At 62.5% G+C, this 26,307-nt stretch carries 26 protein-coding genes; 18 read left to right on the forward strand and 8 right to left on the reverse strand.

What is annotated here, in order from left to right:
• Positions 1 to 214: 214 nt before the first annotated feature.
• The gene (locus E5P2_RS29195) at positions 215 to 532 is read right to left on the reverse strand and encodes a hypothetical protein (protein WP_162570800.1); all 318 of its coding nucleotides are present in this window, start codon (positions 530 to 532) and stop codon (positions 215 to 217) included.
• A gap of 320 nt (positions 533 to 852) precedes the next feature.
• Here E5P2_RS29195 and E5P2_RS29200 point away from each other — a divergent pair, with 320 nt between their 5' ends.
• The 3 genes from E5P2_RS29200 to E5P2_RS29210 all read left to right on the forward strand — a co-directional run bounded on the left by E5P2_RS29200 (position 853) and on the right by E5P2_RS29210 (position 4,095).
• Positions 853 to 1,287 carry a hypothetical protein gene (locus E5P2_RS29200; protein ID WP_068674468.1) on the forward strand — a complete coding sequence of 145 codons (435 nt, stop codon included), beginning with the start codon at positions 853 to 855 and terminating at the stop codon, positions 1,285 to 1,287.
• 139 nt (positions 1,288 to 1,426) lie between these two features.
• Entirely contained in the window at positions 1,427 to 2,086 is a 660-nt protein-coding gene (locus E5P2_RS29205; RefSeq protein WP_068674466.1) for a hypothetical protein, read from the forward strand.
• Between the two features lie 797 nt (positions 2,087 to 2,883).
• The gene (locus tag E5P2_RS29210) at positions 2,884 to 4,095 is read left to right on the forward strand and encodes a hypothetical protein (RefSeq protein WP_162570801.1); all 1,212 of its coding nucleotides are present in this window, start codon (positions 2,884 to 2,886) and stop codon (positions 4,093 to 4,095) included.
• Between the two features lie 1,121 nt (positions 4,096 to 5,216).
• On the opposite strand, the gene E5P2_RS29215 is transcribed toward E5P2_RS29210, so the two are convergent.
• Positions 5,217 to 6,266 (reverse strand): acyltransferase family protein, encoded by a 1,050-nt coding sequence (locus E5P2_RS29215; RefSeq protein ID WP_068674458.1) that lies wholly within the window; start codon positions 6,264 to 6,266, stop codon positions 5,217 to 5,219.
• Positions 6,267 to 6,584: 318 nt separating this feature from the next.
• Complete coding sequence (locus E5P2_RS29220) at positions 6,585 to 8,906, reverse strand: FG-GAP repeat protein (protein WP_146039512.1); 2,322 nt, start codon at positions 8,904 to 8,906, stop codon at positions 6,585 to 6,587.
• Between the two features lie 728 nt (positions 8,907 to 9,634).
• Between E5P2_RS29220 and E5P2_RS29225 the strand changes: the two genes are divergently transcribed.
• The 6 genes from E5P2_RS29225 (at position 9,635) to E5P2_RS29250 (ending at position 13,140) form a co-directional block, all read left to right on the forward strand.
• The gene (locus tag E5P2_RS29225; protein ID WP_068674454.1) at positions 9,635 to 10,174 is read left to right on the forward strand and encodes a hypothetical protein; all 540 of its coding nucleotides are present in this window, start codon (positions 9,635 to 9,637) and stop codon (positions 10,172 to 10,174) included.
• A 191-nt stretch (positions 10,175 to 10,365) separates the two neighbouring features.
• The gene (locus tag E5P2_RS29230) at positions 10,366 to 10,557 is read left to right on the forward strand and encodes a hypothetical protein (protein WP_068674452.1); all 192 of its coding nucleotides are present in this window, start codon (positions 10,366 to 10,368) and stop codon (positions 10,555 to 10,557) included.
• Positions 10,558 to 10,631: 74 nt separating this feature from the next.
• The gene (locus tag E5P2_RS29235) at positions 10,632 to 11,153 is read left to right on the forward strand and encodes a hypothetical protein (RefSeq protein WP_068674451.1); all 522 of its coding nucleotides are present in this window, start codon (positions 10,632 to 10,634) and stop codon (positions 11,151 to 11,153) included.
• Positions 11,154 to 11,273: 120 nt separating this feature from the next.
• The gene (locus E5P2_RS29240; protein WP_068674449.1) at positions 11,274 to 11,690 is read left to right on the forward strand and encodes a hypothetical protein; all 417 of its coding nucleotides are present in this window, start codon (positions 11,274 to 11,276) and stop codon (positions 11,688 to 11,690) included.
• A 6-nt stretch (positions 11,691 to 11,696) separates the two neighbouring features.
• Positions 11,697 to 12,632 carry a hypothetical protein gene (locus E5P2_RS29245; protein WP_068674447.1) on the forward strand — a complete coding sequence of 312 codons (936 nt, stop codon included), beginning with the start codon at positions 11,697 to 11,699 and terminating at the stop codon, positions 12,630 to 12,632.
• 88 nt (positions 12,633 to 12,720) lie between these two features.
• Positions 12,721 to 13,140 (forward strand): dual specificity protein phosphatase family protein, encoded by a 420-nt coding sequence (locus E5P2_RS29250; RefSeq protein ID WP_068674445.1) that lies wholly within the window; start codon positions 12,721 to 12,723, stop codon positions 13,138 to 13,140.
• 132 nt (positions 13,141 to 13,272) lie between these two features.
• Here the strand turns inward: E5P2_RS29250 and E5P2_RS29255 are convergent, their stop codons facing one another.
• A complete protein-coding gene (locus tag E5P2_RS29255) occupies positions 13,273 to 13,476 on the reverse strand; it encodes a hypothetical protein (RefSeq protein WP_068674443.1) in 204 nt (67 codons plus the stop codon).
• Between the two features lie 288 nt (positions 13,477 to 13,764).
• On the opposite strand from E5P2_RS29255, the gene E5P2_RS29260 reads away from it, so the two are divergent.
• Both E5P2_RS29260 and E5P2_RS29265 read left to right on the forward strand, forming a co-directional pair.
• Complete coding sequence (locus tag E5P2_RS29260; protein WP_068674441.1) at positions 13,765 to 15,498, forward strand: phosphoadenosine phosphosulfate reductase domain-containing protein; 1,734 nt, start codon at positions 13,765 to 13,767, stop codon at positions 15,496 to 15,498.
• A gap of 103 nt (positions 15,499 to 15,601) precedes the next feature.
• Complete coding sequence (locus E5P2_RS29265) at positions 15,602 to 16,036, forward strand: NUDIX hydrolase (RefSeq protein ID WP_068674439.1); 435 nt, start codon at positions 15,602 to 15,604, stop codon at positions 16,034 to 16,036.
• Positions 16,037 to 16,080: 44 nt separating this feature from the next.
• Here the strand turns inward: E5P2_RS29265 and E5P2_RS29270 are convergent, their stop codons facing one another.
• Positions 16,081 to 17,163, reverse strand: a complete 1,083-nt coding sequence (locus E5P2_RS29270) for a competence protein CoiA family protein (protein ID WP_068674437.1) — start codon at positions 17,161 to 17,163, stop codon at positions 16,081 to 16,083.
• Positions 17,164 to 17,370: 207 nt separating this feature from the next.
• On the opposite strand from E5P2_RS29270, the gene E5P2_RS29275 reads away from it, so the two are divergent.
• The 3 genes from E5P2_RS29275 to E5P2_RS29285 all read left to right on the forward strand — a co-directional run bounded on the left by E5P2_RS29275 (position 17,371) and on the right by E5P2_RS29285 (position 20,110).
• Positions 17,371 to 17,694 (forward strand): hypothetical protein, encoded by a 324-nt coding sequence (locus E5P2_RS29275; RefSeq protein ID WP_068674435.1) that lies wholly within the window; start codon positions 17,371 to 17,373, stop codon positions 17,692 to 17,694.
• Positions 17,695 to 18,088: 394 nt separating this feature from the next.
• A complete protein-coding gene (locus E5P2_RS29280; protein WP_162570802.1) occupies positions 18,089 to 19,015 on the forward strand; it encodes a hypothetical protein in 927 nt (308 codons plus the stop codon).
• A 129-nt stretch (positions 19,016 to 19,144) separates the two neighbouring features.
• The gene (locus E5P2_RS29285) at positions 19,145 to 20,110 is read left to right on the forward strand and encodes a dienelactone hydrolase family protein (protein ID WP_162570803.1); all 966 of its coding nucleotides are present in this window, start codon (positions 19,145 to 19,147) and stop codon (positions 20,108 to 20,110) included.
• A 435-nt stretch (positions 20,111 to 20,545) separates the two neighbouring features.
• On the opposite strand, the gene E5P2_RS29290 is transcribed toward E5P2_RS29285, so the two are convergent.
• From E5P2_RS29290 to E5P2_RS29300, 3 genes are all read right to left on the reverse strand, one after another.
• Positions 20,546 to 21,652 carry an acyltransferase family protein gene (locus E5P2_RS29290; RefSeq protein WP_162577740.1) on the reverse strand — a complete coding sequence of 369 codons (1,107 nt, stop codon included), beginning with the start codon at positions 21,650 to 21,652 and terminating at the stop codon, positions 20,546 to 20,548.
• The gene (locus tag E5P2_RS29295) at positions 21,634 to 22,203 is read right to left on the reverse strand and encodes a hypothetical protein (protein WP_162570805.1); all 570 of its coding nucleotides are present in this window, start codon (positions 22,201 to 22,203) and stop codon (positions 21,634 to 21,636) included. Before E5P2_RS29295 ends, E5P2_RS29290 begins: the two co-directional genes overlap by 19 nt.
• Before the next feature lie 101 nt (positions 22,204 to 22,304).
• The gene (locus E5P2_RS29300) at positions 22,305 to 22,769 is read right to left on the reverse strand and encodes a hypothetical protein (RefSeq protein ID WP_162570806.1); all 465 of its coding nucleotides are present in this window, start codon (positions 22,767 to 22,769) and stop codon (positions 22,305 to 22,307) included.
• Between the two features lie 61 nt (positions 22,770 to 22,830).
• Between E5P2_RS29300 and E5P2_RS29305 the strand changes: the two genes are divergently transcribed.
• From E5P2_RS29305 to E5P2_RS29320, 4 genes are all read left to right on the forward strand, one after another.
• Positions 22,831 to 23,808 carry a helix-turn-helix transcriptional regulator gene (locus E5P2_RS29305; RefSeq protein ID WP_162570807.1) on the forward strand — a complete coding sequence of 326 codons (978 nt, stop codon included), beginning with the start codon at positions 22,831 to 22,833 and terminating at the stop codon, positions 23,806 to 23,808.
• Positions 23,809 to 24,069: 261 nt separating this feature from the next.
• On the forward strand, positions 24,070 to 24,648 hold the full coding sequence (locus tag E5P2_RS29310) for a peptidylprolyl isomerase (RefSeq protein ID WP_162570808.1): 579 nt from the start codon (positions 24,070 to 24,072) through the stop codon (positions 24,646 to 24,648).
• Between the two features lie 417 nt (positions 24,649 to 25,065).
• The gene (locus tag E5P2_RS29315) at positions 25,066 to 25,461 is read left to right on the forward strand and encodes a hypothetical protein (RefSeq protein ID WP_162570809.1); all 396 of its coding nucleotides are present in this window, start codon (positions 25,066 to 25,068) and stop codon (positions 25,459 to 25,461) included.
• 96 nt (positions 25,462 to 25,557) lie between these two features.
• A complete protein-coding gene (locus tag E5P2_RS29320) occupies positions 25,558 to 26,286 on the forward strand; it encodes a hypothetical protein (protein ID WP_162570810.1) in 729 nt (242 codons plus the stop codon).
• The last annotated feature ends 21 nt before the right edge of the window (positions 26,287 to 26,307 follow it).

Genomic DNA, 26,307 nt, shown 5'->3' on the forward strand with positions numbered 1-26,307 from the left:
TCGTCAAGGGTGCGGGCGAAAATTGCCCGTATTTAGGCGTATTCGAAGGTGTAGCGAATCACCTTTTAGCTCGCCAGCGCCTAAAACCCAAGGTCTTTGGGGCGTGGATATAGGGCGGCTCCCGCTCTAGCCTCATGGGGAAACGCGGCTCGGGCTCGCGCGTGGCTACACAACGCAGGCCATCAACTCCACGCAAGCCTGCAACATGTACCAACTAAACCAAATCAAGCACGAAACTGCCAACTTCTGGGTTCTCGACGTCGGCCGGAAAGGCTTCGAGGTGTACCAGACAGGCCTGACGCACTCGACCCGCGTCGCGAGCATCGGCCGCGCGACCGAGCAATGCCCCAACCTGGGGCTGCCGCGCGCCATTCGGGAGTGCGAGAGGCGCGAACGCGAACTCCCGCCGGCCATCGACCAGGCGGAACCTTCCCGGCCCCCGGGTCAAGTCCGGGACGCTGCCGCACGCGGTGCCGTAGGAGCGGCCATGGCTGCCCAGTAGCAATCCACCATTCAAATGCGCCACCTTCATCGGTGGCGCATTTCTGCTTGGGCCCAACAGGGTCGGGTCATGCGTGCACAGGCACCGCGGGACACCCCCATTTTCTGGCTATAAGTCAGCTCCGTTTTCCCGCTAAGCGATTTAAATTGCAAGCCCCGACCGCTGGCTGCTAAAATCGGTGGACACGCCGGACCTATAAGGCGAACACTTGGCACCAGGGTGCCCGTTTTAAGACGGCGCACCCCGACCGGCCCCGCCCCATCTCGTCGACCGAGCGACCCCGGCGTCTTGGCCGACTCGGATGGCGCGCCTCCAGGCCTGAGACCTGACCCAGAAGAAAAGGAGTTCTTGTGAGCACCGACACCATTGCCCTCCGGAGCGTGAAGGACCTCGCCGCCGCGGCCGATGCGCGCACTTCGAGCATCGCGCGCAACCTGCTCGCGCTGGCCGACTCGTATGCGGACATTCGCCACGTCAGGGGCGCGCCCGAATACAACGCCCATGCCGCGCACGCCCGCAACCTCCTCATTGCTGCCATTGCACAGGCTCTCTCCAGCCAGCAGGAAGCCCTCACGTCCGCTGCGCTTGACCTGCGTGCGATTGCAGCGACCGCGGGTGTGGACTACGCCCAGAAGGCGGCCACGAGTGCCGAGCGAGCGCTCGTCGCCCCAGTGGTAATCCAGGTGGCGCAGCCTGCAGGCCCGCGAGCCAAGCAACGGGTCGAGACGGATGTGTCCAGTACTGACGGCGCTCTGCTCGATGAGGGTCTTGCTATGGCGGCCTGACCCATGCCCGCTGGAGGCTGAACGTTAGGGCCGACGATGCCATGGCGCTGCATGGAGCAGTGGGACCGTGCTCGATTGCCCGCCGGCACGATGTCTTGTGGGGTAACCTTCAACGTCTAATCGACCACTCGAGGCGTCCATGTTCATCGAGCATCCCAGCCAAGTTCTGAATGCGCTATTCCGCGATAAGCCTTACCAAGGGGCAAATCCAAAAAGCGCAAAATTCCTGTTCATTGGCCTCGACGCGAACTATCACGCAGAAGTAGAAGACGAGCCAATCTTCAAGAAGCTGCGGGAGTACCACGAAGACGGAGTCGCCTTCTGGCGCAGTCACCAACGGCATCATCCGTTTTTACTAGAGCAGTACCCATACCGAGGAGACGGCCGCTTCTATCACAGCAGCTTCGCCCGCATCGGCTTTACGCCGGAGCATGCGAGCCAAGTCGCATTCATAGAGTTACTGCACATTCCTACGGTCGGGCGAAGTCGCCTCGTGCGAGCAGACTTAGACGACGCCCATCTATCCAAGCTCAGCGACTATGTCCTGGATGGCGACGCAGAGCACGTCTTCGTGTCGAAAAAGGTGGCTCGCCTGATGCATGCCACGAAGCGCTTCCGATGGCTGGAAAAGCGACCGCTGGGCCAATTTGGACCGCTCGACATCCTATATCGTCAAGAAACGAAGACTGTCTACAGCCATACGCACTTCTCCGCATATGGCAAATATGAGGCACAGAAGGTCGATGAGGCGGACGCAATCCGGTCACTTCTTCGCGAATCCTCCAGCAAGTGCGTGTAGATGTTTTTGCGGGCAAGTCGCGGTAAATAGCAGATTTCTCAGGTCCGTAGGCCTTTTCGCCGGTGGCAGGCGTGTGCGTAGAAGGCTTGCTAAGCCCGTCAGCTCTGCTCGAGGCGCTGCGCCGCGTGCGCAAGGGAATCGATGTCGCCACCCGGCGGCTGTGAAGTTCACCATGCCGCTTGGCGGAGACCGGGACTTATTTCACGGAATAATGAGGGTGCGGGCGCGCAACCAGTCCATTCGGACCGTGCGCGACAAAGGCACGTTGGCCAGAATCCGGCCATGGACCGAACAATCACCTCGCATCTGGTCGCCACAAGGTCTTTCGTGGACGCATTCCTCAACGACATGTCGCAGCGTGGCCGCGCGCGAGGCGCCCTCGTGCCTGAGCCATCTGGGGACGCTGACGACATTTCGTTGGTGCCAATGAACCCTATGGAGGTGATGCGAGTCGCGAGCGACTGGCGACGCCTGGCCGGTGTGGACCAACGTGCTGAGCGGGTCGCACAGGCCCTTGAAGTCGTAGCGACCGCACGTCGAAGCTCGGCGCAGGTGCGAACAAGCCGGGTGGCCCGGCTTTTCGCCGGCTGCAGGGGAAGCTAGGTGAAGGCTTCCCGCGCCGGCCGCACATGCTGCCATTCGGGGCGGGGACCCGCGCGATGCCAGGTGAGACGCGTAACGGCGCACTGCATGCGGGCCGGCTACACTCGCCTTGCCGCGGCCGGCACGAGTGGTTCGTTCCGGCAAATCGGCTCTGAACGTCCATTGAGGTGTTCGAGAAAAACAAGAGGAGTGCCATGAGCGAGGAATCTAAAACTAAGAAGCCCTTCTTCAAGCGCCTATGGTTCTGGGCCTTGGTCGCAGTCGTCGTCGTCGGGGCCTCCATGGGAGAACGCAAGAACGACTCCAAGGTCGCCAGCACATCGTCGACAACCTCCAGCGAAAAAGCTAAGGACCCGAAGAAATCCGTCGTAACGCTCCCGCCCGCGGAGGAAGACCTCATTCGGGTCATCAGCGGAGCTCAGCGTGAGTCGAAGGACGCCGAGAACGACATGCAGCGAGGCGGCACCAAGGCAAATCGCGACAAGCTGATTTGTCAACAGATGCGTTCGCTTGCTGTAAGCAACTGGGTCGGCAAGGTCGAGAAGATTGACTCCAACAGTGACGGAAAGGGAGTTCTCGAGCTGTCTATTGCCCCCGGCATCACTGTGAAGACGTGGAACAACGCCATCTCGGACGTGCTCCACGGCACACTCATCGAGCCAGGCACGCCGGTTTTCCAAACAGCCTCCCAGATGAAGAGGGGTCAGTATGCGGTGTTCTCCGGCTCGTTCTTTCGCGGCACCGAGGCGGACTGCCTTGCTGAGCAGAGCGTGACCCTGCGCGGGAAGCTGGAGGCGCCCGAACTTGTCTTCAAATTCTCAAGCGTAGCGCCGTACATCGCTACTCAGAGCGCTGCGGCGGCTCAAGGCCCGGTGCCCGCGTCCAATCCGGCCGTCACGACAGCAGTGCCGCAGGCGGCGGCCGCTGCCACTGTAGACCCCGCCGCTGGCACCAAGGTCGTGGGGCAAATCGAGGCAGACGGGCCGAAGACGCTCGGCACCGTCGCCGGGGAGCTCAAGGTCACTGAGTTGCCTTCTGGGGAGCGAGCTGTCACGTTGGGCGGTGCGCCTCTGTTTACCGGCGAGGACGCCCAATGGCAAAGCATCGTCCGGCGGTTCGCGCTTTCTGGGGGCCGGGATGCCGTACTCCTTGCGAGCAGCGGTGGCCGCGGCAATAGCTGTGAAACGCTCTACTTCTTCGTCATCTTGGAGAAGAACAACCAAGCGAAGTGGACGCCTGAGTTTGGAACCTGCTCTCCCGGCGGTACTTTTTCCCAGGACGGCGACCGAATCTCGCTCAGCCTGCCTGCGGTTGGAAAGATGGAAGTGAGCATCTTCGACGGCAAGCAGGTGATTGAAGACGGGAAGCCAGTCGTGCTGGTGGCTGGCAACGACCCTTCGAAGTGAACGGAAGTGGCGGAACGGCGCCAGGCTGACCCGCTACGCATTGCGTCCGGCGGGCGCCGACTGTATCGAGCCAGAGCACCGAGACGCGGGCGCCTAGGTCCCCTGTGAGACCATTGGCGCCGATTGCCCCGACTCGGTTCAGCTCTTGCACTCAATGAACATTGAGTTCGGTCCCCGCACGAACGTGGCGCCGGCGCCCATCGGGGTCACGATTCCATTCGGCCCGTCCTGCCGGTCTACGAGGCTGTAGCCCTGTGGGCAGAGCTTGGCGGCTTCCTCGTAGCAAGCATGAAGAACTGCGCTGCCGCACTTGACCGTGTATGCAGTTCGCCCGTTCGGACCCGGTATGGGTTTCGAGCTGATAGCGCAGCCGTGAAGTACCAAGGCCGTCGCAACAATCGCACTCGCCTTCAAAAAGCGCATAGGTGACTTCTCCTCGTTCCCGATTGGCGAGTGTACAGAACTGCTTTCCTATTCCCGAGTGCGCCGGGGTTCGGGCTGCAGGGGCTTGAGCGCAGCCTTCTGCGCCGCCCGGAGGTCCCGGACCAAACCGCAGGGGAAAAAAGGCATGGAAGGGTTGCCGATATGCTTGCCACCGGCTGACCCTTGGCGCCCAGCACAGCAGGACAAACGGCCCCCAATAATCGTGACAAACGGCTTAAGGATGACAGTAAGGGGCAACGTAGACTTCTGCCATGGGAAGCAGTCACACGGCAACACGATGTTTGAGGCTCTAAAGTTGTTCCTTGCAGGGGCGATTTTATTCGGGCTATTACCGAAATCCTGCACAGCCGACTGCACCGTGTGTGGCCGCTTTGAAGCAGTGGACGGCTGCTCTACTCTGTCTGTGTATAAAGATGGAACCGCAGCGCTGGTGGCCCAGTGCATCGGTCCGGCCAGGGCACCTCGAACCGAGGTCTACAAGTACACCCTAGAGCAGGGTTACGACAGCGACCATTTTGAGTTGTTCACCACGGGGCCCCTTCAAGCGGGGTCAAGCGCTCCGTTTCGCATTTCGATGAAGCGAGCGGGCTCCGACGACTGGGAACCAGTTGGCTACCATCAAAGAATGGATTCGCGCTACCGGCGCCGTTAGGTTTTGCGCCAAAGCCACTCCGCGACTATGAATTCCCCTGGGGCTGTGTCGCAGTCGAATCGTTGCCGGTGGACCGCTGATGCCGTTGCTGCGAATACCTGTCCAAGCCCCAAGATAGGAGGAACGAGCCGACGATGGCTGCTGCCAGGTACAGGATAGGGGAGTCAAACCCGCTTTGCTTCAGGAAATAGAACGCTGGGATGTGGATGATGTAGAGCGGGTAGGAGATATCGCCAAGCAACCGAAGTGCCGCTGAGCCGCTCGATTGCGCGCCTACGGATTTTGCAATTCGCTTAAAGGTCCAGAGCACGGCAAGCAAGGTGAATGCCTGCAGTGCGAAGCTGTCGATGCCGACGTGCAGGAACTGGTCGACCTGGTCTCGCTTCCAACTCGAGGCGAACTGGATGGATATGGCGAGGAGAATGTGCAGCGCAAACATCCACCCTACCTCATTCAGTATGGGCTGGTAGCGCTGCGGCTCTCGCGCAAGCCTGAATCCCGCCAGCCAGATGAAGGACAGGAATACGAGGTTGAGGCCATACCCCACGCCCGAATAGTAGTTCCAGTGAAACAGCGTCCGACCGCAGGTGTGCGCGAGGAACGCGACGAACGACACGCGCGCCAGCAGCTGCAGGGTCGAAGGCTTCAGGCTGAAGAGTAGCGGCGTGAGCAGGTAAAGCCAGAACTCCAGCGCCAGGCTCCAAGCAGGGCCGACGAACGAGTCGCTGGTCACAATCTGATTCAGGAAGAGCACGTTCGCCACGAGCAACCAGGCCGACGGCATGGTGCCGTGCTCCATCGCGAAGACGACGCAAGTCAGGGCGAGCGCGGCGATGTAAATTGGATAGATTCTTAGAGTGCGCCGCCGGAGGAACGCTTTCGGCTCTTTCTGGTACGAGGTGCCTATCGAAAACCCACTAATCAGCAGGAAGCCCAGCACCGCTTCAAAGGCGCCGAATTTTGGAACCAACGCCCAAATCCCGACCGGGACAAAGTCGGGCAGATGGTTTACTGCAACGATGAAGGCCAGGACAAAGCGCAGGCCCGCAAGCACGCTCCATTTATCGATTTGCATTTGACAGGCGCGATGTTGTTTTGAAGACGTTCCTCAGTCCGAGGCCAGTCCCTGGTAGCTCTATTGCTCATACCCGGAAGTCGTTTTGAACGCACTCCGCCGTTTCTCTACGGTCGGCACGCTCCCGCTGGCTTAAGCGCTCGAATCGGCTGTTCGCCTCGAGCGCGATGTCGCATGCCATCGGCCCAGGAATCGGGCCAGGCCTTAGGCCTTTTCTGCACGACCCACCTGCCCTTGGCCGGGAGGCGGGCGTTGGCGCAGGGAATGAAGCAGGCGAGGATGACGTTCTGCACTTTGCTTCGGCCGAAGCGGGAGGCGTCAATACAGGTAGACCGCACCCGAGTAGGCCGTCGCGGGTCCGGTCGGAACGCCATTGATGCCAGAGGTCACGTTCGTCTCACTGGGGGCACCTACAGCCAAGGTTCCGCCCTCGCGTGAAAGGGAAACGGCCCAGCCGAAGCCGCTCACCGAACCGCTCAGGGCAGTTGGCCTGGCCTTGACGAAATCCTCGAGCTTCCATAAACCCGTTCGGTGGTGGAAGGTTTGCACCGCACCTGTGGTGCCACCGACCATATCCAGTGGCCCTGAGCCATTGATGCCAGTTGCGGTAGAGCGGTCGAAGACAATGCCCACCGCCATGAGCAGTCCATCGTATGAAAGCGAGATGCTTTGCCCCATGCCCTGGTTTGCGTACGTGACCGCAGGCTTGAGGGTCGTCTCGAGTGCATAGGCGCCCCCGGGCGCGCGCCGGTAGGTGTGGACCGCACCGGAATTGAGCGCTGGCGGCGCCGTACCGTCAAAGCCAGTCGTGCTGTTCCAGCCTGAACTTTCGTTCGTGGCGCCGACGGCAAGGACACTGCCGTCACCTGAGAGCGCAACCGTGATGCCAAAGACCGTCGGCAGGGCGGGAGTGGGCGACTTCAGGAAGGACGTACGCGTCCAGCTCGAGCCGTTGGCAGCATAGACGTGAACCGCACCAGATATCACGCCCGCATTGCTCGTCTCGTCGCCATCCGCGATGCTGGGGTGCGCATACTCACCGATGGCCAGCGTACTCCCGTCGGGCGAAAGCGCCAAACCATGGCCGAAATGCGCGAAGAAATGGGGATGCGACGCAACGAGCCGCGTTTGCTGTGACCAGGCGCCGGCAGATTGCTCGAATACGTAGACCGCCCCTTCCCGTGTGGCCACGCCAAGCGATTCATCCGGAGCTGCGACCGCCAGACGCGTCCCGTCAGCTGACAAGGAAACGGCGCTCCCGAAGGAAGAGTACCCAGCGACCGAGCGCTTGAGATAGGCCTGTTGCGACCAGGTCGCGCCACTGCGCTTGAAGACATAGGCAGCCCCGGTGCCGGGGAGCGAGTCGTTGTTCGGGTCCGCACCTGTTCCGGTTCCCGAACTCGCCTCGGCTTCAGCGCCCACGGCCAACGTCGAGCCATCCTCGGAGAGCGCTACCGACGCGCCGAAGTAGTCGTTTGGGTCATTGTTGTCCGCCAGCACCCGGGCCTCGAACTTCCACTGGCTCGAACCGACGCGGGAGTAGATGTCGACCTTGCCCGTGTTGGTCACCCAGAACTTCGAACCGACCGCTAGCGTGCTGCCGTCACCTGAAACCGCAACCGAAAGACCGAAGTTCGTGTTGCCCGCGGGTACCGGCGCTCTGAAGTGTCCGATGGCCAGGCTGGGCACCGGCGTCACCGAGTCCGAAAAGGGGCTGCAGCCACTCGCATTGCACGCTTGAACCGCGAACTCAGTGGGTACCTGCTCGAGCAGGGGCAGATTGAGTAGGCTGAACGTTGTTGACAGGAGGTTGTCCGCCATCAGCGTGAGCGAGCTCGGCGTGACGGTGCTCTGGCCGAGCTTGTAGTACGTGGCGCCAGATACCGGCGTCCAGGCAAGGATGTAGCTCTTCACGCCATAGCTGACGGTCGGGGTCGCTGGCTTGTTCGGCGCCGGCGGCGGCGGGACGTTCGCACAGCTGATGGCTACGTCGCCGACCGTGCCCTGGACCGTCCCCGAGCCGAGTGCGACGGTGCAGGCCTGCCCGGTAGGCAGGGTGCGGACCGTCACCGCGTACGCGCTTCCGTAAGCCAAGGCGGTCGGAAATTGGAAGGTACCGTTTGAGCTGAGGTTCAGCTCGTCGCCCCCGTTGTTGCGAAGCACGAGGGTGCCGCTCAGCCCGCTGAGGCTTCCGCCCACGTTGAACGTCGAGACGGCGCAAACCACCCGGATAGCCGTGACTGCGGCGGTTACCGAGCCTTCGCCAGCGCTCACGGAGCACAGGTGCCCCTGGGGTTGCGCCGCCACGGTGACGGCATAAGGGTTGCCTGCTGTGATGGTCTTGGGGAACTGGAAACTGCCGTTGGCGGTGATGCTGATGGCGTCGCCGCCGTTGTTGTGCAGAACAAGCGTTCCGCTCAGGCCCGACACTTCTCCACCAACGCGGAACTCCTTTTCAGGAGTCGGAGCGGGTTCTGCCGGCGCCGCAGGCGATGGCGTCTCCGCTACAGGAAACATAAAGCCTCCGCCTCCGCCTCCACCGCCGCCGCCGCAGGCACTGAGAGCAAGCGCTGCTGCGGCTGCAAGCCAGGCGCGTTTGTAGTTGAGCCATTGGAATGGCGTTGTGGTCCCCAGCGTCACTGTAGCCCTTTGTTGTTAATTTAGGCTACGCAATGTAACCGAAATGTACTGCTGTCAGGTGCCAGGGCGCGCCGGTGTCTGCAGAAAAGTTCGCGAACAGCGCCGAATATCGATGCTTTTGCAACCGTGGCCCCCGCGGAGGCTCCCTCCCTGCAAGTCCTTTAAGCTTTAGCGAGCCGTGGGCGTCTTATAGGAGCGTCCCTCCGCTCCCTACCGAGTGGATTCTTCATGCCTGGCCTTTCCTTTGCACGACCCTGCATCAGCTTCCGACGACAAGGATGGCTGACGCGCCTGAGGGCACGTGCGGCAGACGCCGCCGCCTTCTGCCTGCGTGAATGCAACGCTTGATGCGAGCATCAACACGGCGACCAGCGAAAAGACAACCCTGCGAGTGATGTCTGCGAGCAAATAGAGGGTGGCGTTGCGAAGGAAGCCTCGGGGCGGACGTTGGATATGAAATGAAGACATGGGCAGCCTCGGCGAGGAGGGCGTATCAAGTTCAGGGCGAGACAGAGCACAGGGGACGTAACTGTCCGGATACAGCGTCTAGCCTTCCCGCTTAGCCTTTGGCGGGCGAGCCTATTGCGCCCCGCCCGCGAAGAGGCGGGACGCCCTCCGAGTTGACTAAAATGTGTCTCGGCCGAAATAGGGTTCTAAAATACAAGTGACTGCTATAATGCGATTTCGCGGCCTCTTTAGCGGGTTCGCATTCCAGAGATTGATAGGTCATGACCACAACTGCCGCCACAAGCTTGAGCTCCTCTGAAGTCCGCAGCCTCACCGTGTCCTCGGCGCTCGCGGCACTGCGGCAGGGGACCGGGCGTGCCGAGCCGCGCGACCAGATGTTGAACGCTGACGCGCTGCGAGCGCTGCGCCCTGTGCTCGAGCAGCGCATGGCCGTGCACCGTTCGCTGTTCGAGCCCACGTGGGTGAAAGGTGACGGCGTATTCGAGAGCTTCCTTGACGAGTTTCCGTCGCTGGACCCCGGGGCCGACCAGCTGATGAACGCCGGCGTTCGCGACGACGTTATCTTCTTCGAGGTCGCGCGCCACCGCGAGGGCGTTGGCCTGAGGTATTCCCACATGCTGCGTTTTCCGCTGAGGTATCTGAGCGACGGGGGTGAAGCTACCTTGCGTACAGAGGCGCTAGCCCGGCTGAGCAAGCAGCAGCAAGCGCTGGAAGCGAAGAACGCGGCATTCTCCGATGCAGAGACTGCGGTGCTCACCACCCTTCGGCAGCTGGCTCGCGAAGACCAGGCTGGCGCATGAACGCGATAACGTCACCCCAAACACCTCTGTGCGACTGCCTCCTCGAGGCACTGGACCCCGTCGGCGCGAGTTCCCCCTCCGAAGCTGGCTGGATGGCCGCCGCGCATCTATTCCTCAGCAGGATTACGCCTCCCTCTCTCGAAGCGCTTCTCGTGAGAGCATGTGAAGGTGCGGCCAGGGACAAGGAGCCTTTGCGCACCACCGCGCATGTTCATTTCATCGCCCTGGTGCTGAGCGAAAAGAAAGCCCTGGGCCTGGTCGAGCCCGAGGCGCGTGCGCTCCTGCTGCTTTTGGCCGGGCAGGTCGACCAAATGGAAAACATCTTTTCGTCTTGCGTGCTGCCCGAGTGGGAAGACACCGTGGACGCGAGCAGTGCAAGCTGACACTCAGCCCGACTTCTATGACGCCAACCTGTCCCTCGCAAGCCACAGACGGTCCAGCCGCTGCGCAGCGCCACGTGGCACCCGCGGGAACGCCTCTGTCCGACGCGTTGGAGCGCACGCGCGTCGAGCTCGGCCAGCAGCGCACACCCGCATACGGCGATGCCCTTGCGCTGTGCCGCTGCCTGGAAGCAGAACTTGTCGCGCTGCGAGACACGCCCCAGCCGGCTGCAATGCAGCGCGCCGACCGCACCGAGATTCATAAGCGCTTGACGCGGCTGCAGACCGGAGGCTGCACCTGCATGACGAAGACGCCGGTGCTGGCGTATCACAGCGAGAGTTGCCGATACCGGCTCGCGTCCGAGGTTGACCTGCTACTTGCGGCCGAGGAGCAGACGGTGCCCTCGGCGCCGGTGCCGAGCATTGAGGAAATGGCGGCATTGCTCGGCAGATTGCGCTATGCGCTGCGCAAGCATGCCGGTACCGTGCCTTTCGCCATGGAAGTCGCGGACCGAGCGGGGGAGTACCTTCGGCGCCATGGACTGCAAGGTTCCCCTCTGAGGACGGGGGCCCGCGAGCCCGGTCAAGACAGGGCCTAGCAATCCTGCAGCAGCCCCAGCCCTCCCAGCTGGGCTTTTTTTCATGCTTTCGCCGTGGGAGGGGCCGCCGTACTTAGGGTGGCCAGGTCCGGCCGCCGGCCAGGGTGAATAATGCGCCGGATGCACACCCCAGATTCGCTGAAGGCCTTCCTCGAGGCGCAACCGCTGCGTGGCGCCCTGTTGGCAAAGCTCGCGCCTGCCAAGGACGGGCACCACCCCCGGCCACATCTCGCCGCGGTGCACGTTCTCCTCAGCACCGCGACGCCGTCCGTCATGGAGTTCAAGCTGGAGCATTCCTGCCTTCTTGCGGATTCGACGTCGGACACGCCCGACCAGGCCGTATTCGTCTTTTTCCAGCAGCATCTGAAGCAGGGCGGCCTAGACGGCATGACCGACACTGACCTCCTTGCAACGCGCTATCTCTTCCTGGCCTTTGCCGACGAATTGAAAAATGTCTTTTCGGCGGTGCACGAAGAGTGGGTGCCAAGGCGTCGGCCCGGCGCGCTACTGCTTCCGCCGCGCCGGACCCGTGAGTGACCTCAAATGGACCCACTGCAGTTTGCACGCAATCTGCGCAGCCCGGCCTTGCCGGCCAACGCTTCGGAGTCAGCGAAGCTAAGGCGGGTGGCCAATGGCGTGCGAGCCATCGTACCGCCGCAGCTGCAGGCACTTGGCTTGACACCTACGACCGAATGGGGCGGACGCCGGGAGTTCATCCTCGGCTACATCGGCGGTGTCGCGCTGGGCATCTGCCGGGCGCTGAACATCGGGCGTCTCTCGGCAGAAGCTGCGCTATCGGCGGTGATGGATATGGCCGGTGCGTTCGCGAACGACAAGCCGACCGTGGGCGAGCTCGTCGGGTTAATCGAGGACGGCCGCCGAGCCTTCCTGGCTGGGATGGCTGCTGGGCGCGCCGACGGCCTTGCATGGGAGACGACCACCCCCGCCGCAGGCCTCGTCGGTGCCTTTCAATCAGGGCGCCGAACTTCCCCGCCAGGGCAGGCCGACCCTTCCGCCGAACCGGCAGGCACCCGCTTTGGCAAGGCCGGCGTCGCAATGCGACGCTTGGAGCGCTATCTGGTCGAGCACCTGCCGCGGGTAACGCTAATCCTCTGCACCGCCCTGGTACTCGGCATCACCTTCCAGGCTTGGTCGACGCGCCACGCCGGAAAGACTGCTATCAAGGAGCGGGAGGAAGCGGAGCAGGCTGTGGGCAGGGATGCGAGCAACAGTGCAGCAATCCTTCTTGGGGCCTACCAGAAGTGCCGTATCGTCGGCGTCAGTGACTTGCACCTTTGTGCGACGCACAACGGGCCTTTCCCTCAAGACCGCGCCGCCAAGGCGATGGCAGCCCTCGCCCTGGACTATCGCGCGAGGTTCGACAGCAGTTGTGCCCAGGTGCACAGTACCCAGGAATGTCTGGACCTGCTGTCGCGCGCCTTGCGGATAACGCAGGCCGAGGAGGCACTGGAAAAGTAGTTCGAGACGGCAACCTTGCCGGAGACGGCGAGAAGCGCGCGAGGTGCAGGGGCGGCCCTATACGCAGCAGGCCCCAACGGAGATTCTTATGAAACGTGTTCACTTCCTGCCGCGGCACATGGCGGAGAAAATCCACCCCTTGCCGAACTGCGGCGTCATCTCGCTGACGACACCTGGCGACCCGGACGCTGTGCTCCATTCGGGATGGGCAGCAGTTCTGCGCCTCGCATTCCACGATGCCGACAAGCCTGAGCCGGAGCGCATCGTGTTCAGCAAGGAGATGGCCCGCGAAATCGTGGCCTTTCTGCGCGCGAACGAGCAGCTCGACGAAGTGCTGGTGCATTGCGACCTTGGCATCAGCCGAAGCGCGGCCGTCGCGCTTTTCATCCGGGACACCTTCGACGTCCTTACCTACCGTCGGGGCGTTCCGGTCGACATCCGCTACAGCCAATACAACCGCCTAGTATATCGCCTTTTGAGCGACGCCTACTGGCGGGACGCTGATTGAACAAATACCGCCATCTGGCGGTATTTTTTTGCTCTCAGCGCTGAGCTGGCGCGACCTTTGTCGCGTTTCCGAACCTCCCCGCGCCGGGCCTGAAAAACGCCCTGCAACCAGAAGGCTGCAGGGCGGGAATGGTCAGAATTGGGCGACTGGCTTGACGCCGAGCCTGGCCGGAACGCCCCGAATCAGGTTCAGGAACTTGTCGTCCGGCTGCTTCTCCGACTTCTGCACGACGCCATAGGTGTCGTAAGGGCCGTTTACGGCAACGTACGCTCCGACGTGAAGCTGGAAACGCGAGGACAGCTGGTAGAGGCTGCCGGTGTACTTTGGGTTGGCCATGGGGTGTCCTGGAATGCTGCTGCAGCGCAAAGAGCGGCAAGGCGGGCAGCGGTTTAGAAGGTGACTGCCTTGTCTAGTGACGACGCCTCCTAGCATCTCATTTTGCTTGGCTAAAACGCGTGCGAGATGCTAAACTGTTTAGCAACTCTTAGCCCAAGGCTTATAGGCGACCTAGCATAGTTCTCCTCGTTCAGACTGGGGCTTCTTCGAACTCTTCTAGCCGAGCTCAATCGGTCGACAATGCTTGCAACTGAACTCTCAGAGGCCCACCTGCGTGAACACGAGGCCATGGCGGTCCTGCGCGGCCTGTTGGAGGCTGGCTCGCCGCTGCTGGTGGCCTATAGCGGAGGCAAGGACTCCTCCATCGTCCTGGCCCTGACGCTCAACGCTGCCCTCAGCCTAAAACGCGCCGGCGGCATCGTGCCACCCATCCTGGTCACCCACGGAGACACCGGCATCGAGAACCCAACCGTCTCGGCGCTGGCGATGCAGGAGTTGGAGAAGGTGCGTCGATTCGCCGTCCGCCATGGCCTGGTCGTACGGGCCGACGTCGCCCGCCCGGCGCTCAACGACACCTGGGCGGTCTCGGTTCTCTCGGGGCGCAAGCTCCCGACCTTCGCAAACTCGTCGTCTCGCGACTGCACCATCGGCTACAAGATTTTGCCAATGGTTAAGCTGCGAAAGCGCCTCCTGGCCGCGTTCGGCAAGCACGCCGGCCGCCCAGTCACCGTCATTGGCACCCGATTCGAGGAATCTACTGGTCGCGCGGAACGCATGGACGAGCGCAAGGAGTCCGCCTTCGTGCCCTGGGAGAAGGATGGCGCGCTCTACCTAAGCCCCATCGCGCTATGGACGTCGGACGATGTCTGGGAGAGCCTCGGAAGAATGCGTGCTGGCGACATGGAGGCCTTCACCGACGCGGCCGACGTGTTCGACCTCTACGCCGCGGGTGGCGGTTCCTCCTGCGCAGTAGTCGCCGACATGGCGAGTGAGGGCGCCAAGAAGTCGCGGGCCTGCGGTGCACGCTTCGGGTGTTCGCTTTGCGCGGCCGTCGGCCGGGACAAGTCGCTTGAGAACATGCTCGAGTCGGGCCCCGGCTACGCCTGGCTCCGCGGGCTCAACAACATCCAGCGCTTCCTAGTGGACACGCAGTACGATTTTGACCGCAGGACGTGGCTTGGGCGCACCTTGGACAAGGACGGGTTCCTGCCGGTGGCGCCGGACACGTATTCGCCGGCGATGCTCAAAGAACTCCTTCGCTACTGCCTGACCGCCGATGCCGACGAAGCGCGCGCCTGCCGCAGAGACGGCCTGGCCGCGCCACGCTTCGAGCTGGTCTCGCCGCAGGCTCTTGTTGCCATCGATGCACTGTGGGGGCTTCACGGCAACGCCGAGCGCCCTTTCGCCGCGGTGGAGGTGTGGCTGGACGTGCACGTGAACGGCGCGCGCTACTATCCGCCGAAGGACGTGATTGCGTATCCGGTCCAGAGCTTTCCGGCGCCGCGCTTCATCGCTGTGGGGGAGGAATGGGACCAGGGGTACGCGGGGGACTATTCAGGCCTTCGCGACCTGCACGCCGAGCTCGCGGCACGCGAGGGCACGCCCAACCGCAGGCTGGGTAACGGCCGAGAAGTCCTGCAGTTGTGGGAGTCCGAGCTGTTCGAGGTCGACGTGGAGGGCGCGGACACGTTCCTGGCCTGGGAGGCGGAGGGCAAGGTTGCCGACACCGCCAGCGGCGCTTCGTCGGGCGCCATCTCGTTCTTCTATTACGCGCAGCTCGGCGTCCTGGCCACGTCCGCGCGCCACACCGGCATGCTGGATTCCATCGTCCGGCGGACACGTTGGAAGCAACGTGAAGGGGTCGCGGGGCCGGTGTCTGCTGCCAAGGTGAAGGCGATGGCGCTCTCCAAGACTGAGCGGGACGTTCAGGCTGCGCAGCGTCAGGCGTCAGGAAACGCCTTCCTTGGCCCGACTCCCGAAGTGCCACTGCGCATGAAGCTGTGCCGCCCAGCCTATGTCTGAAGGTCGCCCCGGCAGGTGCCTCCCCTAACCATCGCCTACGACGGTACCTCGCGGCGATGCCCTTTGCTACACGCTTAAGGCAGTCTCCCTTAAAGCAACCAGTATGAACAACCAGTCGCTCCCCCTCGCCGTCTGTCTCATGGCGGTTGTCGGCAATCACGTCGTAGCCGTTTCGCGACGCGACGACCCCACGCAGTGGGGCCTGCCTGGCGGCAAGGTCGACCCCGGCGAGACCGAACTGCAAGCGCTCTTGCGAGAAACGAAGGAAGAGATTGGCCTTGACGTCAGGACATCCGACGTCGTGCCGCTGTTCGTCGGTCCCTGCGGCGGCGAGAACGGTACCAGGCGCTTCCTGGTGACAACGTACCTCCTCAACGCGCCGGCGCCCGAACTCTCCGCCTTGCAAGCAGAAGAGGGCCTGGCGGTCGCGTTGCAGCCCATCGCGCTGCTGCTGCGCCCGGACACGTCCCCCTTTGCTGCATACAACCAACAAGTCTCGTGGGCGTACGCCAAGCACATGGATGCCGCGCAAGCTTGATTCCAAGCAGCCCGGGCCTCGCGCCTGGGCTTTTTCCTGCCCATTCAGGCAGCGAGGTGCCCGCTGGGAACTGCTGCTGCATCGTGCAGCTTCCAGCGGCCTGCCCCGCGCTCGGTGCGGGTAAGCACGGCGGCGCCGAGGAGGGAGGACACCCGTGCGGGCGGGTTCTTCAATTCGCCAGGAGCGCCGAGCGCGGCGCGCAGCTTTTCCGTGACGTACTCGTTGGGCTGCGGCGCATTGCAGTGCAGGCAGATGTTGCTTGTCGGCGCCTTGGACCTCCTGCCGAGGTTGATTTCATACTGCTCGATACGGTTTAGACCGAGGCCGGCAAGCTCGCTCGAGCTTAGCGCGGCCTGCACGCCGGCGAGGGTCTGGGAAAGAGAAGCAGCGGTGAGCGGGTGATACCACCAGGGTTGTTCCGCGCTGTCGAGCATCCCGCAGACGTGCTTCAGCTGCCGTTTGCATGTCCAGCACTCGCCCAACAGGTATCCGACGTGGAGCGTTCGGGTGTATTCAGGCACCTCGTAGGTCAGCCGCTTGCCCAGCAGCGCCTCAACGAACTCGGGCAGCGCCAGAGGGAATCCTTTGACCCGGGGCGGCACGCCGACCTCGAAGTCCTCGAGGGAGAAGACCGGGGTTTCCTTGTCCGTCAACGGCGCAATGCCGCTCTTCATCGGCGCGTGGAACCAGGCGCCGCGTACCCCGGAATCCCTGTAGCGGCGTTGCCGCCGAAGCGTCTCGGCGTGCGGCTGCGGGGACATCTGCACTTCGAACGCGACCTGGGCACGGCCGCGCTCGCAGAAGACGTCGGCAATCCACGCCTCGCCGGTGGGGCAGGCCCCCGGCCGCTCAGTGGTCACCGTCCAGCCGGCCGCGTGCGCCGCCTGCGCGATGAGCTGTTTGCAGTAGAGGTGCTGGGCGCTTTCAGGGGCGGTGGCACAAGGTCCCTTACGGGCGTGCGCAAAGAAATAGTTCCCGAGCGGGCTCGTCTTGGGTACCGCTGCACGCTGGCAACAGGGCATGGTCAAGCCGAGCCGCTTGTAGGTAGCCTTGAGCTCCTCCCACTGGCCTTCCTCAAATTCGAAGGCGTGCAGGTTTGTCGTACCGGTGGTAGCGCGCAGAGGCATCGAGGGTTAGTCGTTCGGCGTAGCTTGGATGATAGGGGCGCGGGGCTGTGGCGGCGACCCTCAACTTTTCCCTCATTCTGCCGATAACCCCTTCCAAACCCCCCAACGAAGGGGGGGGCGACCCTCGTATTCATCCGCGCCGGCGATTCCGCGGGCGTGCTGACCTTCGCTATACGGCAAAGGGTCAACTCTCATCAAGGAAGCACTGTGCTCATCACCCAACAAGAAGTGGAGGCGCTCGCCCAAAAGCGAGGCCTGGTTCTCGAATTCCCCAAGGCTTGGGCCTTGAACAAGTGGGATATCGAACTGGTCAAGCCGCAGCCCGAAGGCACGAAGCCACCTGCCGAGCCTCGCAAGGTCCTGCAGACCAACAATGTCGGCGACCTGTGTCGATTCCTGGGCAAGGACGGCTACACGGAGATGGCGGGCAAGCAAATCCGCCGCACCGAGCCGACCATCTTCCACCTGTGGCACCACGACGGCACGCTCCTTCATAAGTTCACGGGCCCGGTCGCGCTGATGCGCGACTAGCCGGGCCACTGCAACGCAATACATGCATCCGCATTCGGGCCGAATAGTGCCCCGCTCGGCCGTAAACGTAAACGGGTCGATGAGCGAACCGTCGGGGCCGACGCTCATGGTCCAAACCTGAAGGCGCTGACCGAGGCAAACGGGGCCCGGGCCACGGAAGGGAGCCAGACCTCAAGCGGGAAAACGCGCAGCGTCACAATCCGCTGGTATGTCGCGTCCCCACGGCAAACATGCCTGTGGAGGCCAAGGGGGGCAGGAGGCGCGCTTTCGAGAGCGTCTCATTCCGCTTAAGCGGTGAGACGCATGAGACGCGATGCGCACGAAGCAGCAATGGCCACCGAGGCTTCTGCCTGGCGTGCTCCGGCCCCGCCAGCGCCAGGCCATGGAGCTGTTGGTGAACAATGCATCCCACTGCCCATGCCTGTTCTTTGAGGGAGTCCGCGTGCCGCATGCCTTGACGTTTGAAAACTACTTCCTGGAAGCGGAGGAGGGGCGCGTTCGCCTGAAGGTCGTTCCGTCGGTCGATGGGCTTGTGCTCGACCAGGACGACCGATACGCCTTTGACTTCGTGCTCCTTCCGGCGGCAAGGGCCGGGGCCTGGGCGGACGTCTACCTCTTCACCTGCGACACCTGCGGGGACCCAGGCTGCGCTCGCATCGAGGGCGCCATTAGGCTGGAGGCGAGCCTCGGGCACACGACCTGGGTGATACCCGAATCGCTCCGCTCACAGCTGAATCCTGCGTTCCATGGCAAAGGACCGCTGAAACTCACCTTTGATGACAAGGCGTACTCGGCGGAGCTCGAACGCGTCATGGATGCCGTCAGGGCGGAGTCACGTCGTCTTGGCCGCAATGTTGACCTCGTCCCTTGGACGATGAGCGACGGCGAGCCCACGCTGGACCTGGAGGCGCACGTCGAAAAACTCATTCTCCGCAGGAGGTGGCTCGAATGGCGGGAGCGGGTGTGGGGTGCGCTCGACGACACGCACCTGGAGCTCGAGTTTCCAAGCGGCTACGTCCATGCCATCACGGTGGAGTGCCTCGCAAACCTCGTTGTGGGCAAAGGGCCCGCGACACCCTGGACCGAGCAGGTTGGCCGCGAAATCGAAGCGGACGTGGCGCCGCGCTTGAAAGCAGAGCTCGAGTCCGTCGTGGCTCTCGCCAAGACGCTGGGGTGGCCAACCATCTTGCGCGAGGGATTCACTGCTGACCGCAGCCCGGAAGGCCTAGAGCTGGGCGAACTCGAGCGAGAGACTGGATGGTCACAAGCGAAGCTGTCGCTCACGACGCACGCGCAGCGCTACCCGCCAGATTCTGAATAGTCGACGCGCGAAGGCCGAGCCACCGACCCCCTCGATGCAGGCCCACATCCTGCCCTTCTAGCTAGACAGAGGTCACCGAAACGGCCATCATGCCGCCTGGCGCGTCAGAGCGCGGTCAAAGGAGCGGCGATGCACGTTCTTCATTCTGTAGCGTGGAGAAGCTGGCGACTTCTCGCCGCATCAATCCTTGCTTTCAATGCCCTTCATCTCGCGGTAGCACAGCCACGAGGAGGCCAGACCGTTTCGTTTGATGTTACCGAGGCATCCGGGGCCTCACGCAAGCTGCAAGGAGTGCTCTACAAACCCACTGGCGCTCCAAAGGGGGCCGTGGTTCTGGTACATGGCTCCTCCGGCTGGACAGACCACCGAGAAGGCCACTACGGGCGTGCTCTGAGTGAGCGCGGCTACACCGTCCTTGCCATCGACACGTTTGGGCCGCGGGGAATCTCCAACACTGGAGAAAACCAAAGTCAGCTGACGACACTGCAGCAAACGCGTGATGCCTTCGCAGCGCGCCGTTTCCTGGTCGAACAATCGCACCTGCCAGCGCGCATAGCCGTCATGGGATTCTCTCGCGGTGGGCTCGTTGCGCTCTACGCGGCTGACCGAACATACCTGCCAGAGCAGAGCGACCGGTTCGCCGTCGCCATTCCTTTCTATCCGAGCTGCAGTGCCCGACCGCGAGAGCCCAAGCCAGCAAGCGTGGTCTTCATGGCGCTGGGGGAAAAGGATGACTACACCGGCGTGAAGCCGTGCGAAGAACTTGCCAAGGACTATGCGAATGCCGGAGGGAAGATTGAGGTCAAGGTGTACGCCGGAGCCAGTCACGGCTTCGACGGCGACCCAGCCAACACGCGCCTCTTTCGAGCCAGCACGGTTGAGAACTACATGGAGTGTGCGGTTGTAGTGGAGCCGGATGGTCGGTACGCACTGGGCGGAAAGTACTTTTCCGAAGCGAACTACGAGGAACTACTTGGCGAGATGAGGAAGGGCTGCATGAAGAAGGGAGCATCTTTCTGGACGAACACAGCGCAGAAAGAAGCGGCGACCCGAGATGTGCTCGAATTCCTAGACGCGCGGCTCACGGGAAACTAACTAGCACGGTCCCAGGTCGGCCTTCGAGGCCTCGGATGGCAGTCTTGTGGGCTCCGGCTTGCCCTTGAAGGTCACCACACGCGGAACCATGAACTTCCCGCAGTGCCCACAACTTTCCTTGTCGTCGGGTGCAGGGGCTCTACGGTCGGCGAACGAGACAACTTCTTATGCTCCCACTCAAAGTGTGAAGCTCATTCTGGTAACCGAGTGCGGGGGATTCAGGTCCCATTTGTAAGGGAGGTGAAGTCTCACGTCCTGGGCCTCGTGGCCTCAGTGCCCATAGACGGAATGTGATTGAACGCGGGCCCCTTTCCGATGGTGCGGGCCCAGAGGCAAGGCCATAGACCGCGCTGCCGGGGAACTCAAGTCGAACGCCTTAGCTCCGGCGCTGCGCCGTTTCCTCCGCTGCTTCCCCCGTTGGCCGGGGGGCTCTTTTCATGTCTCGGTTCGCCCCATCGGCCCAAGCGCGTCACGCCGGCTATCCACAGGAGCGGAGCTCCGCTGCTGCGAGTACTTGTCCAGTCCCCAGTACAGAAGGAACGAGACCGCCACGACTGCCGCCAAGTAGAGGGTCGGAGATTCGAGCGAAGCGCGCTTCAGCAGATAAAACACTGGGATGTGGGCCACGTACATCGGGTAGGAAATGTCGCCAAGCAGTCGCAGCGTTGCCGAGCCACCTGCTCCCACCCCAGGGTACGTCGTGAACCGTCTGAACGTCCACAGTACAACGACCAACGTGAATGCCTGCAAGGCGAAATGGTCGATGCCGCTGTTGAGGAAGTCATCGATGTGGCCACGCTTCCAGCTGGAGGCAAACTGGATGGCAGTGGCGAGCACGATGTGCAGCGCGAACATCCAGCCAACTTCCTTCAGGATGGGAACGGAATTCTCCGGCTCTCGAGCAAGCCGAAGGCCGGCTAGCCAGATGAAGGAGAGCAACAACAGATTCAGGCCGTAGCCCACCCCAGAAAAGTAGTTCCAGTGGAAGAGGGTTCGCCCGCAGGTGTATGCCAGGTAGGCTGCGAATGAGGCTGCCGTCAAGGCACGCAACGTGGACGGGCGGAGCTTGAAGAGCAAAGGGGTCAGACAGTAGAGCCAGACCTCCAGAGCCAAGGTCCAGGCTGGCCCAACAAAGGAGTCGCTGGTCAGAATCTGATTCAAGAACAGGACGTTGACCAAGACAAGCCAAGCCGACGGGAACGTGTCGTGCTCAAGCGCGAAGACGCCACACGTCAGTACGACTGCCGCAAGGTAAACCGGATAGATACGCAGCGCCCGGCGCCAGAGGAACCCCGCTGGCTCCTTCGCGTACGACGCTCCGATGGAGTAGCCGCTGATGAGGAGGAAACCGAGTATCGCCTCGAAGGCACCGAACTTTGGGATGAAATCCCAGGTGCCGAGGGCCACGAAGTCGGGCAAATGATTCACTGCGACGACGAACGCCAGCACGAATCTCAGCCCTGCGAGGGCGCTCCACTTTTGGATTTGCATTTTGTCGGATGAATGTTGATGGGTTTGCGGGCTCAGCAATGCGACTGCCATCGCCAACTGCGCGCCTGCGAACCCACCACGAAGGGGTAACGGGAGGGGTCATCGCCTCGGGCCCACCGGTCCTTCAAACGGCCTAGCAGCGCCGCCAGACCACCTTGCTTGGCTGCGTAAGCCAGATGCTTGCGGTAGAGCTCGCGCTCCATGGCCAGCACCATCCGCAGGGAAGAGATGTTCTCCTCTGTGTACGCCCACACGCCGTGGACAACGAAGTTTCCGGGGCGGCTCGCGTCAGGCCTGGGTCGAGCTTCAATGTCCGTAGCTCCAATGCTCCTCAGGAACTCGACGCGCGCCGCTGCGACCATCAACCCGTCGCCGTGCATCTCGAGTTCCCGACTCAGCGCGAAGTGCACAGCCTGAATAGCCGGGAAGCGCTCGGCCAGGAACATGGTCACCTCGGCCAGCAATAGAGGTGCGAAGTTGCGAACTTCCCTTCTTGAAGACGGCGAGGGCACAAAGCGGCCGACGCGAACCTCAGACCTGTCGGGGCTAGCCTCGACAGGCTCCACTGTGCCCAGCAGGCGGGCACCCTCATAGACGAACATCGGCTCGCCCAACTCGTACCTCGACAGGCCTGGGCCCGAGAGGTGGAGTTGATGAGGCGGGGAGGGCGGTGCCATTGATTTCATGCTTTCTCGCTCCCTCATCAATGAAGCGTTAGCCCGCAGTACGTCAAGCTCGTCGCCTGCGCCTTCGCGTTCAGGCGCAACAGCTTTCGGCCCCTGCCTTGTCGCGCGTCGGAGAGGCTGCGGTCGCGCAGCACCTTGCGGAAGCGGTAGCCGACGGTGACGACCTGGCCATGAGCGACGACCGCGTACGCGGAGCGGGTCTCGCTTGCGAGGCGCAGCGCCTCGGCACATTCATTGCGGGCAATCTGGCGCAAGGCGCTGCTGTCCAGGGTGACCACCTCAGCTCCGAGGTGGTCATGGGAGTAGTGGCCGTACCGCAGCAGACAATCGAGCAGGAGGCTGTTCATCCCGCGCTGCTGGACGCGCAGGGATGCGTGGGCGCTGAGAGTGGCCGCGACGCCCTCGGTTTGCGTGGAAAAGTGCATCGAACCTGACATCACGAACTCCTCTTTTTGTTTGCAATGCAGGTAGTATTTGCACAAGGGTGGCTCATAGCGTGAGCCACTGATACCAAAGAGTTACTCCCCAGCCGCCACAAGCCCCATGGACCGGACCGAGCGCTTCTACAAAATCGATTCCTTGCTCCAGCGGGGAAGGCCGGTGCCCATCGCCAGGATGCTGGAGGAACTGGAGGTCTCCCGGGCCACCTTCAAGCGCGACATCGAATACATGCGCGACCGTCTCCAAGCGCCCATTGAGTGGGACCGAGATGCCGGTGGCTACGTGTACGCCGGGGCCGGGCCGGGCCTGGAAAGGCAAGAACTCCCGGGGATGTGGTTCAACTCGAGTGAGGCGTATGCGTTGCTGATGATGCAAGCGCTGCTGTCGGAGATGCAGCCAGGGTTGCTGGGCTCACATATAGAGCCTCTGCGGGCGCGACTGCGCGCCGTCATCGAGACAGGACAGCACGCCGCTTCCGACGTCGAGGGCCGCGTGCGCCTGATAACCACCGGCGCGCGGGCCGTGCCAGACAAGCACTTCGAAGTCGTGGCCGCTGCCTTGTTACGCGGCGAACGTCTTAAGTTGAAATATTTTGCCAAGGGGCGTGGCGAAAGCAGCGAGCGTGAGGTGTCGCCCCAGATGCTCTTGCACTACCGCTCGAACTGGCTTCTCTGCGCATACTGTCATGTTCGCAACGGCTTGCGGTCGTTCGCGATGGATTCGATGGAGGCCGTAGAGGTTCTCGCTCGCCCTGCAGGGAAGGTGCCGAACAAGGTGCTTGCCTCGTTCATTGGCGAGGGCTACGGCATTTTCAGCGGCAGCCAACTCACCTGGGCAAAGCTGCGCTTCAGCGCCGAGCGCGCCCGCTGGGTGTCGCGCGAGAGCTGGCACCCGAAGCAACGCATGACGCGCGACGCCCAGGACCGCTTAGTGCTGGAGGTCCCGTATGCCGATGCACGGGAGTTGACGATGGACATCCTGCGCCACGGGCCTCATGTCGAGGTCTTGGAGCCGCCGACCTTGCGTGCGCAGGTGGCGCAAGAGTTAGCTCGGGCGATGGAGCAATACCAAGCCGCTTAAAGGGGTGCATCGGACACCTGTTTGCGGGCCACTGGTCGCTCGTGAGCACTGCCCCGAAGCCGGACCAGCGAACCCCTAATCGAGCTCAGGTCCGGAACCTAGCGACGGCCTCAATCGGCGGGTCGAGCGCGGCTTCTGCAGTGTGTGCCCACTGACCACGTGACACGCAATCGGCGCGATACGCGCTTCCGTCCATGGCAGGACATCAAGCCCGGTTCCAGTTACGATTGCCGGCGGGTGCCACCGACAAACCAAAGAAAAATGAACAAACTCGCAGCCTGCGCCATGCTCGCGGCCACGACGATTCAAGCGCAGACACTGCCGAGCGACGTGGACGAGCGTGGCAGCTACCACGAGGCGCATGTCTACCACGTCATGTTCCGCACAGAGGCGGATGCCAAAGAAGTAGCGTCGCTCCGAACTGTCCCCAAGGAGCGTTTGCTGCCAGCCTTCAAGGTGGCGGCTGTCGCCAAGAGCATCGACCCAGGCTCGCGCCAAGCGGGCGGAGACCTCGGGGTGATTAAAGAGGGCACGATGGTGCGCCCTTTCGAAGCAGCGGCCTTCGCTACCGCGCCTGGCCACATGAGCGGTCCGGTCCAAACGGAGTTTGGCTGGCACTTGGTGTACGTTGCGTCGGCGAAATCGACCCCCGTCGCGCAGGTCTGTGCCCAAACTCTCAAGGCCCAGCTGAGGGCGACGCCGGGACTGCCTGCGAACGTGATTGAGCTCACGAAGAGCTACAAGCCAGGGATGCCGGGCTTTGAGGGCAAGGTGGCGCGGTTACTCGGTCCGCTCTGGGCCTCCCCTCAAGAACATGGATGGAAATCTCACCTTTCTTAAGGTGGGGTCCACCGATGCGTCTGGCAACACGGAGGTCCTGCAGCACACGGAGTACCCGTACGCACGCCTGAACACTTCGCCCCTGGCATGCAAACGGTCGGAGCGAACCAGATACCTGGTGAACTGCAAACAGGGCATTGTCCAATTTCATTCGGCTGAAGAGCAGGCGCTCCGAGGTGGTCAAGGACTCATTGTCAATCGACGGCCCTCAATCGCCGGCGCTATCGACAAGGCAGAGTACGGCGGGTTCTACCGGCAGCTGCGCGCCCTTGCTTGCAGGCCGGAGCTCAAGACCTAAGATATGAGGAGGCCCGATTTTCCATCGTGGCGCCACGGCAAGCCTTCTCGTAGGGGCTTCCTGCATTCGGGCCAGAAGCAGACGGTCAGCCCCTGTCGCCAATCCTTGAGAATCCGTCCATGTATGCCTTAGAAATCTCCATCAACGGACGAGACGCTGTCACCGGCGGCGCAACCGACCTGTGCGTGCTCTCTGCCATCATCACCCTGACAGGGAAGCTGGGCCCTGAGGCTGCACCGCCGCGGGATGATGGAAGCGTCGACATGGACTTGCGTCTTGGAGGACTGACGGCACGCGCGGACGGGGCCGCCGACGAACACTTGGATTGGTTACGAGCGAATTTGAAGGCTGGGGATGTGGTGAGCATCCGCGTCGTCGAGACAGCCACTGCCGACCCTGTAATTTCTGGGCATGAGGCTGAGCGCGTCGCAGACGATGAAAGGGCCTATTTCGAGCATTGCAGGAAGGCATATCTTGAGATGCGTGAGAAGTATGAGCCGACCTCCGCGGCTTAGGGCGTGTGGGTGTGAGACGCTGCCAACCGCCGCGCCGGCCAAAAAGACGGTCGTTTCGGGCCTCCACTTCTCAGCGTCGATGTAGGATTCCCTTCGATGTCCGACGACTCTCTCGCAACGTTTACCCGCCGGCTGTCGGCCGAGTGGCTACCCGCCTATTGCAATTACTCAGCCCGGCAGTATTCGCCGGCGGGGTACAAGGCGATATCCAATAAGGTGACGACAGCTGATGCCAGGGGCTTCCTCCGCGCGCTGGATAGCGGCATCGTGGTGCACGGGAAACGTGGCGGATACCGACTGCCCCACGGCAAGACCGAGGAAGTGATTTTCTGGGAGGGTTCCAGAGACGCCGTCCCGAGGAGCATCACGCCTTGGCTGGAACCGGTCATTGCCATTAGCTCGGTGGCACGCCTCCATTTCGAACTTGGATGGCCCGTGACCTGCTTGGCACTGCAGTCGGCCAAGTGGGAATTCGACCTGACCGCGTCTCTTCCCGGCAACCTGGAGACGGAGTACATCGCCGGCGAGGTCAAGAAGACCGAGAAGGAACTCGACGCGCTCATCGAGCATATGCTCAACCTGGCTCCCCAGTCCGAGGTGGATGAGAAGTCCCTGACGGGCCCGAAGCTGAACGCCTACCGGAAGTTGAATCGTCGTCGCGCACCGTTCTTTTGGGCCGTGGGACCGGGGGGTGTCAGCCACGCATTTGCTGTCGTGCACTCACCCGAGTTGAAGATATTCTTCACCCATGTGCCGCTAGACCGGCTGGCCTGCCCAGGTAGCGTTGAGCCGGCACGCTCTGAGACGGACGCGACCGGCTGGTAGAGCTCTACAAGACTACTCAAC

The organism is Variovorax sp. SRS16, from assembly GCF_901827165.1.
Classification (GTDB): domain Bacteria; phylum Pseudomonadota; class Gammaproteobacteria; order Burkholderiales; family Burkholderiaceae_C; genus Variovorax.

Coding starts and splice junctions, on each gene's coding strand:
- E5P2_RS29195 (WP_162570800.1), bottom strand. CDS start 532: ATGAAGGTGGCGCATTTGAATGGTGGATTGCTACTGGGCAGCCATGGC.
- E5P2_RS29205 (WP_068674466.1), top strand. CDS start 1,427: ATGTTCATCGAGCATCCCAGCCAAGTTCTGAATGCGCTATTCCGCGAT.
- E5P2_RS29210 (WP_162570801.1), top strand. CDS start 2,884: ATGAGCGAGGAATCTAAAACTAAGAAGCCCTTCTTCAAGCGCCTATGG.
- E5P2_RS29215 (WP_068674458.1), bottom strand. CDS start 6,266: ATGCAAATCGATAAATGGAGCGTGCTTGCGGGCCTGCGCTTTGTCCTG.
- E5P2_RS29225 (WP_068674454.1), top strand. CDS start 9,635: ATGACCACAACTGCCGCCACAAGCTTGAGCTCCTCTGAAGTCCGCAGC.
- E5P2_RS29240 (WP_068674449.1), top strand. CDS start 11,274: ATGCACACCCCAGATTCGCTGAAGGCCTTCCTCGAGGCGCAACCGCTG.
- E5P2_RS29245 (WP_068674447.1), top strand. CDS start 11,697: ATGGACCCACTGCAGTTTGCACGCAATCTGCGCAGCCCGGCCTTGCCG.
- E5P2_RS29250 (WP_068674445.1), top strand. CDS start 12,721: ATGAAACGTGTTCACTTCCTGCCGCGGCACATGGCGGAGAAAATCCAC.
- E5P2_RS29255 (WP_068674443.1), bottom strand. CDS start 13,476: ATGGCCAACCCAAAGTACACCGGCAGCCTCTACCAGCTGTCCTCGCGT.
- E5P2_RS29260 (WP_068674441.1), top strand. CDS start 13,765: ATGGCGGTCCTGCGCGGCCTGTTGGAGGCTGGCTCGCCGCTGCTGGTG.
- E5P2_RS29265 (WP_068674439.1), top strand. CDS start 15,602: ATGAACAACCAGTCGCTCCCCCTCGCCGTCTGTCTCATGGCGGTTGTC.
- E5P2_RS29270 (WP_068674437.1), bottom strand. CDS start 17,163: ATGCCTCTGCGCGCTACCACCGGTACGACAAACCTGCACGCCTTCGAA.
- E5P2_RS29285 (WP_162570803.1), top strand. CDS start 19,145: ATGCACGTTCTTCATTCTGTAGCGTGGAGAAGCTGGCGACTTCTCGCC.
- E5P2_RS29290 (WP_162577740.1), bottom strand. CDS start 21,652: ATGGCAGTCGCATTGCTGAGCCCGCAAACCCATCAACATTCATCCGAC.
- E5P2_RS29295 (WP_162570805.1), bottom strand. CDS start 22,203: ATGTTCGTCTATGAGGGTGCCCGCCTGCTGGGCACAGTGGAGCCTGTC.
- E5P2_RS29305 (WP_162570807.1), top strand. CDS start 22,831: ATGGACCGGACCGAGCGCTTCTACAAAATCGATTCCTTGCTCCAGCGG.
- E5P2_RS29310 (WP_162570808.1), top strand. CDS start 24,070: ATGAACAAACTCGCAGCCTGCGCCATGCTCGCGGCCACGACGATTCAA.
- E5P2_RS29315 (WP_162570809.1), top strand. CDS start 25,066: ATGTATGCCTTAGAAATCTCCATCAACGGACGAGACGCTGTCACCGGC.
- E5P2_RS29320 (WP_162570810.1), top strand. CDS start 25,558: ATGTCCGACGACTCTCTCGCAACGTTTACCCGCCGGCTGTCGGCCGAG.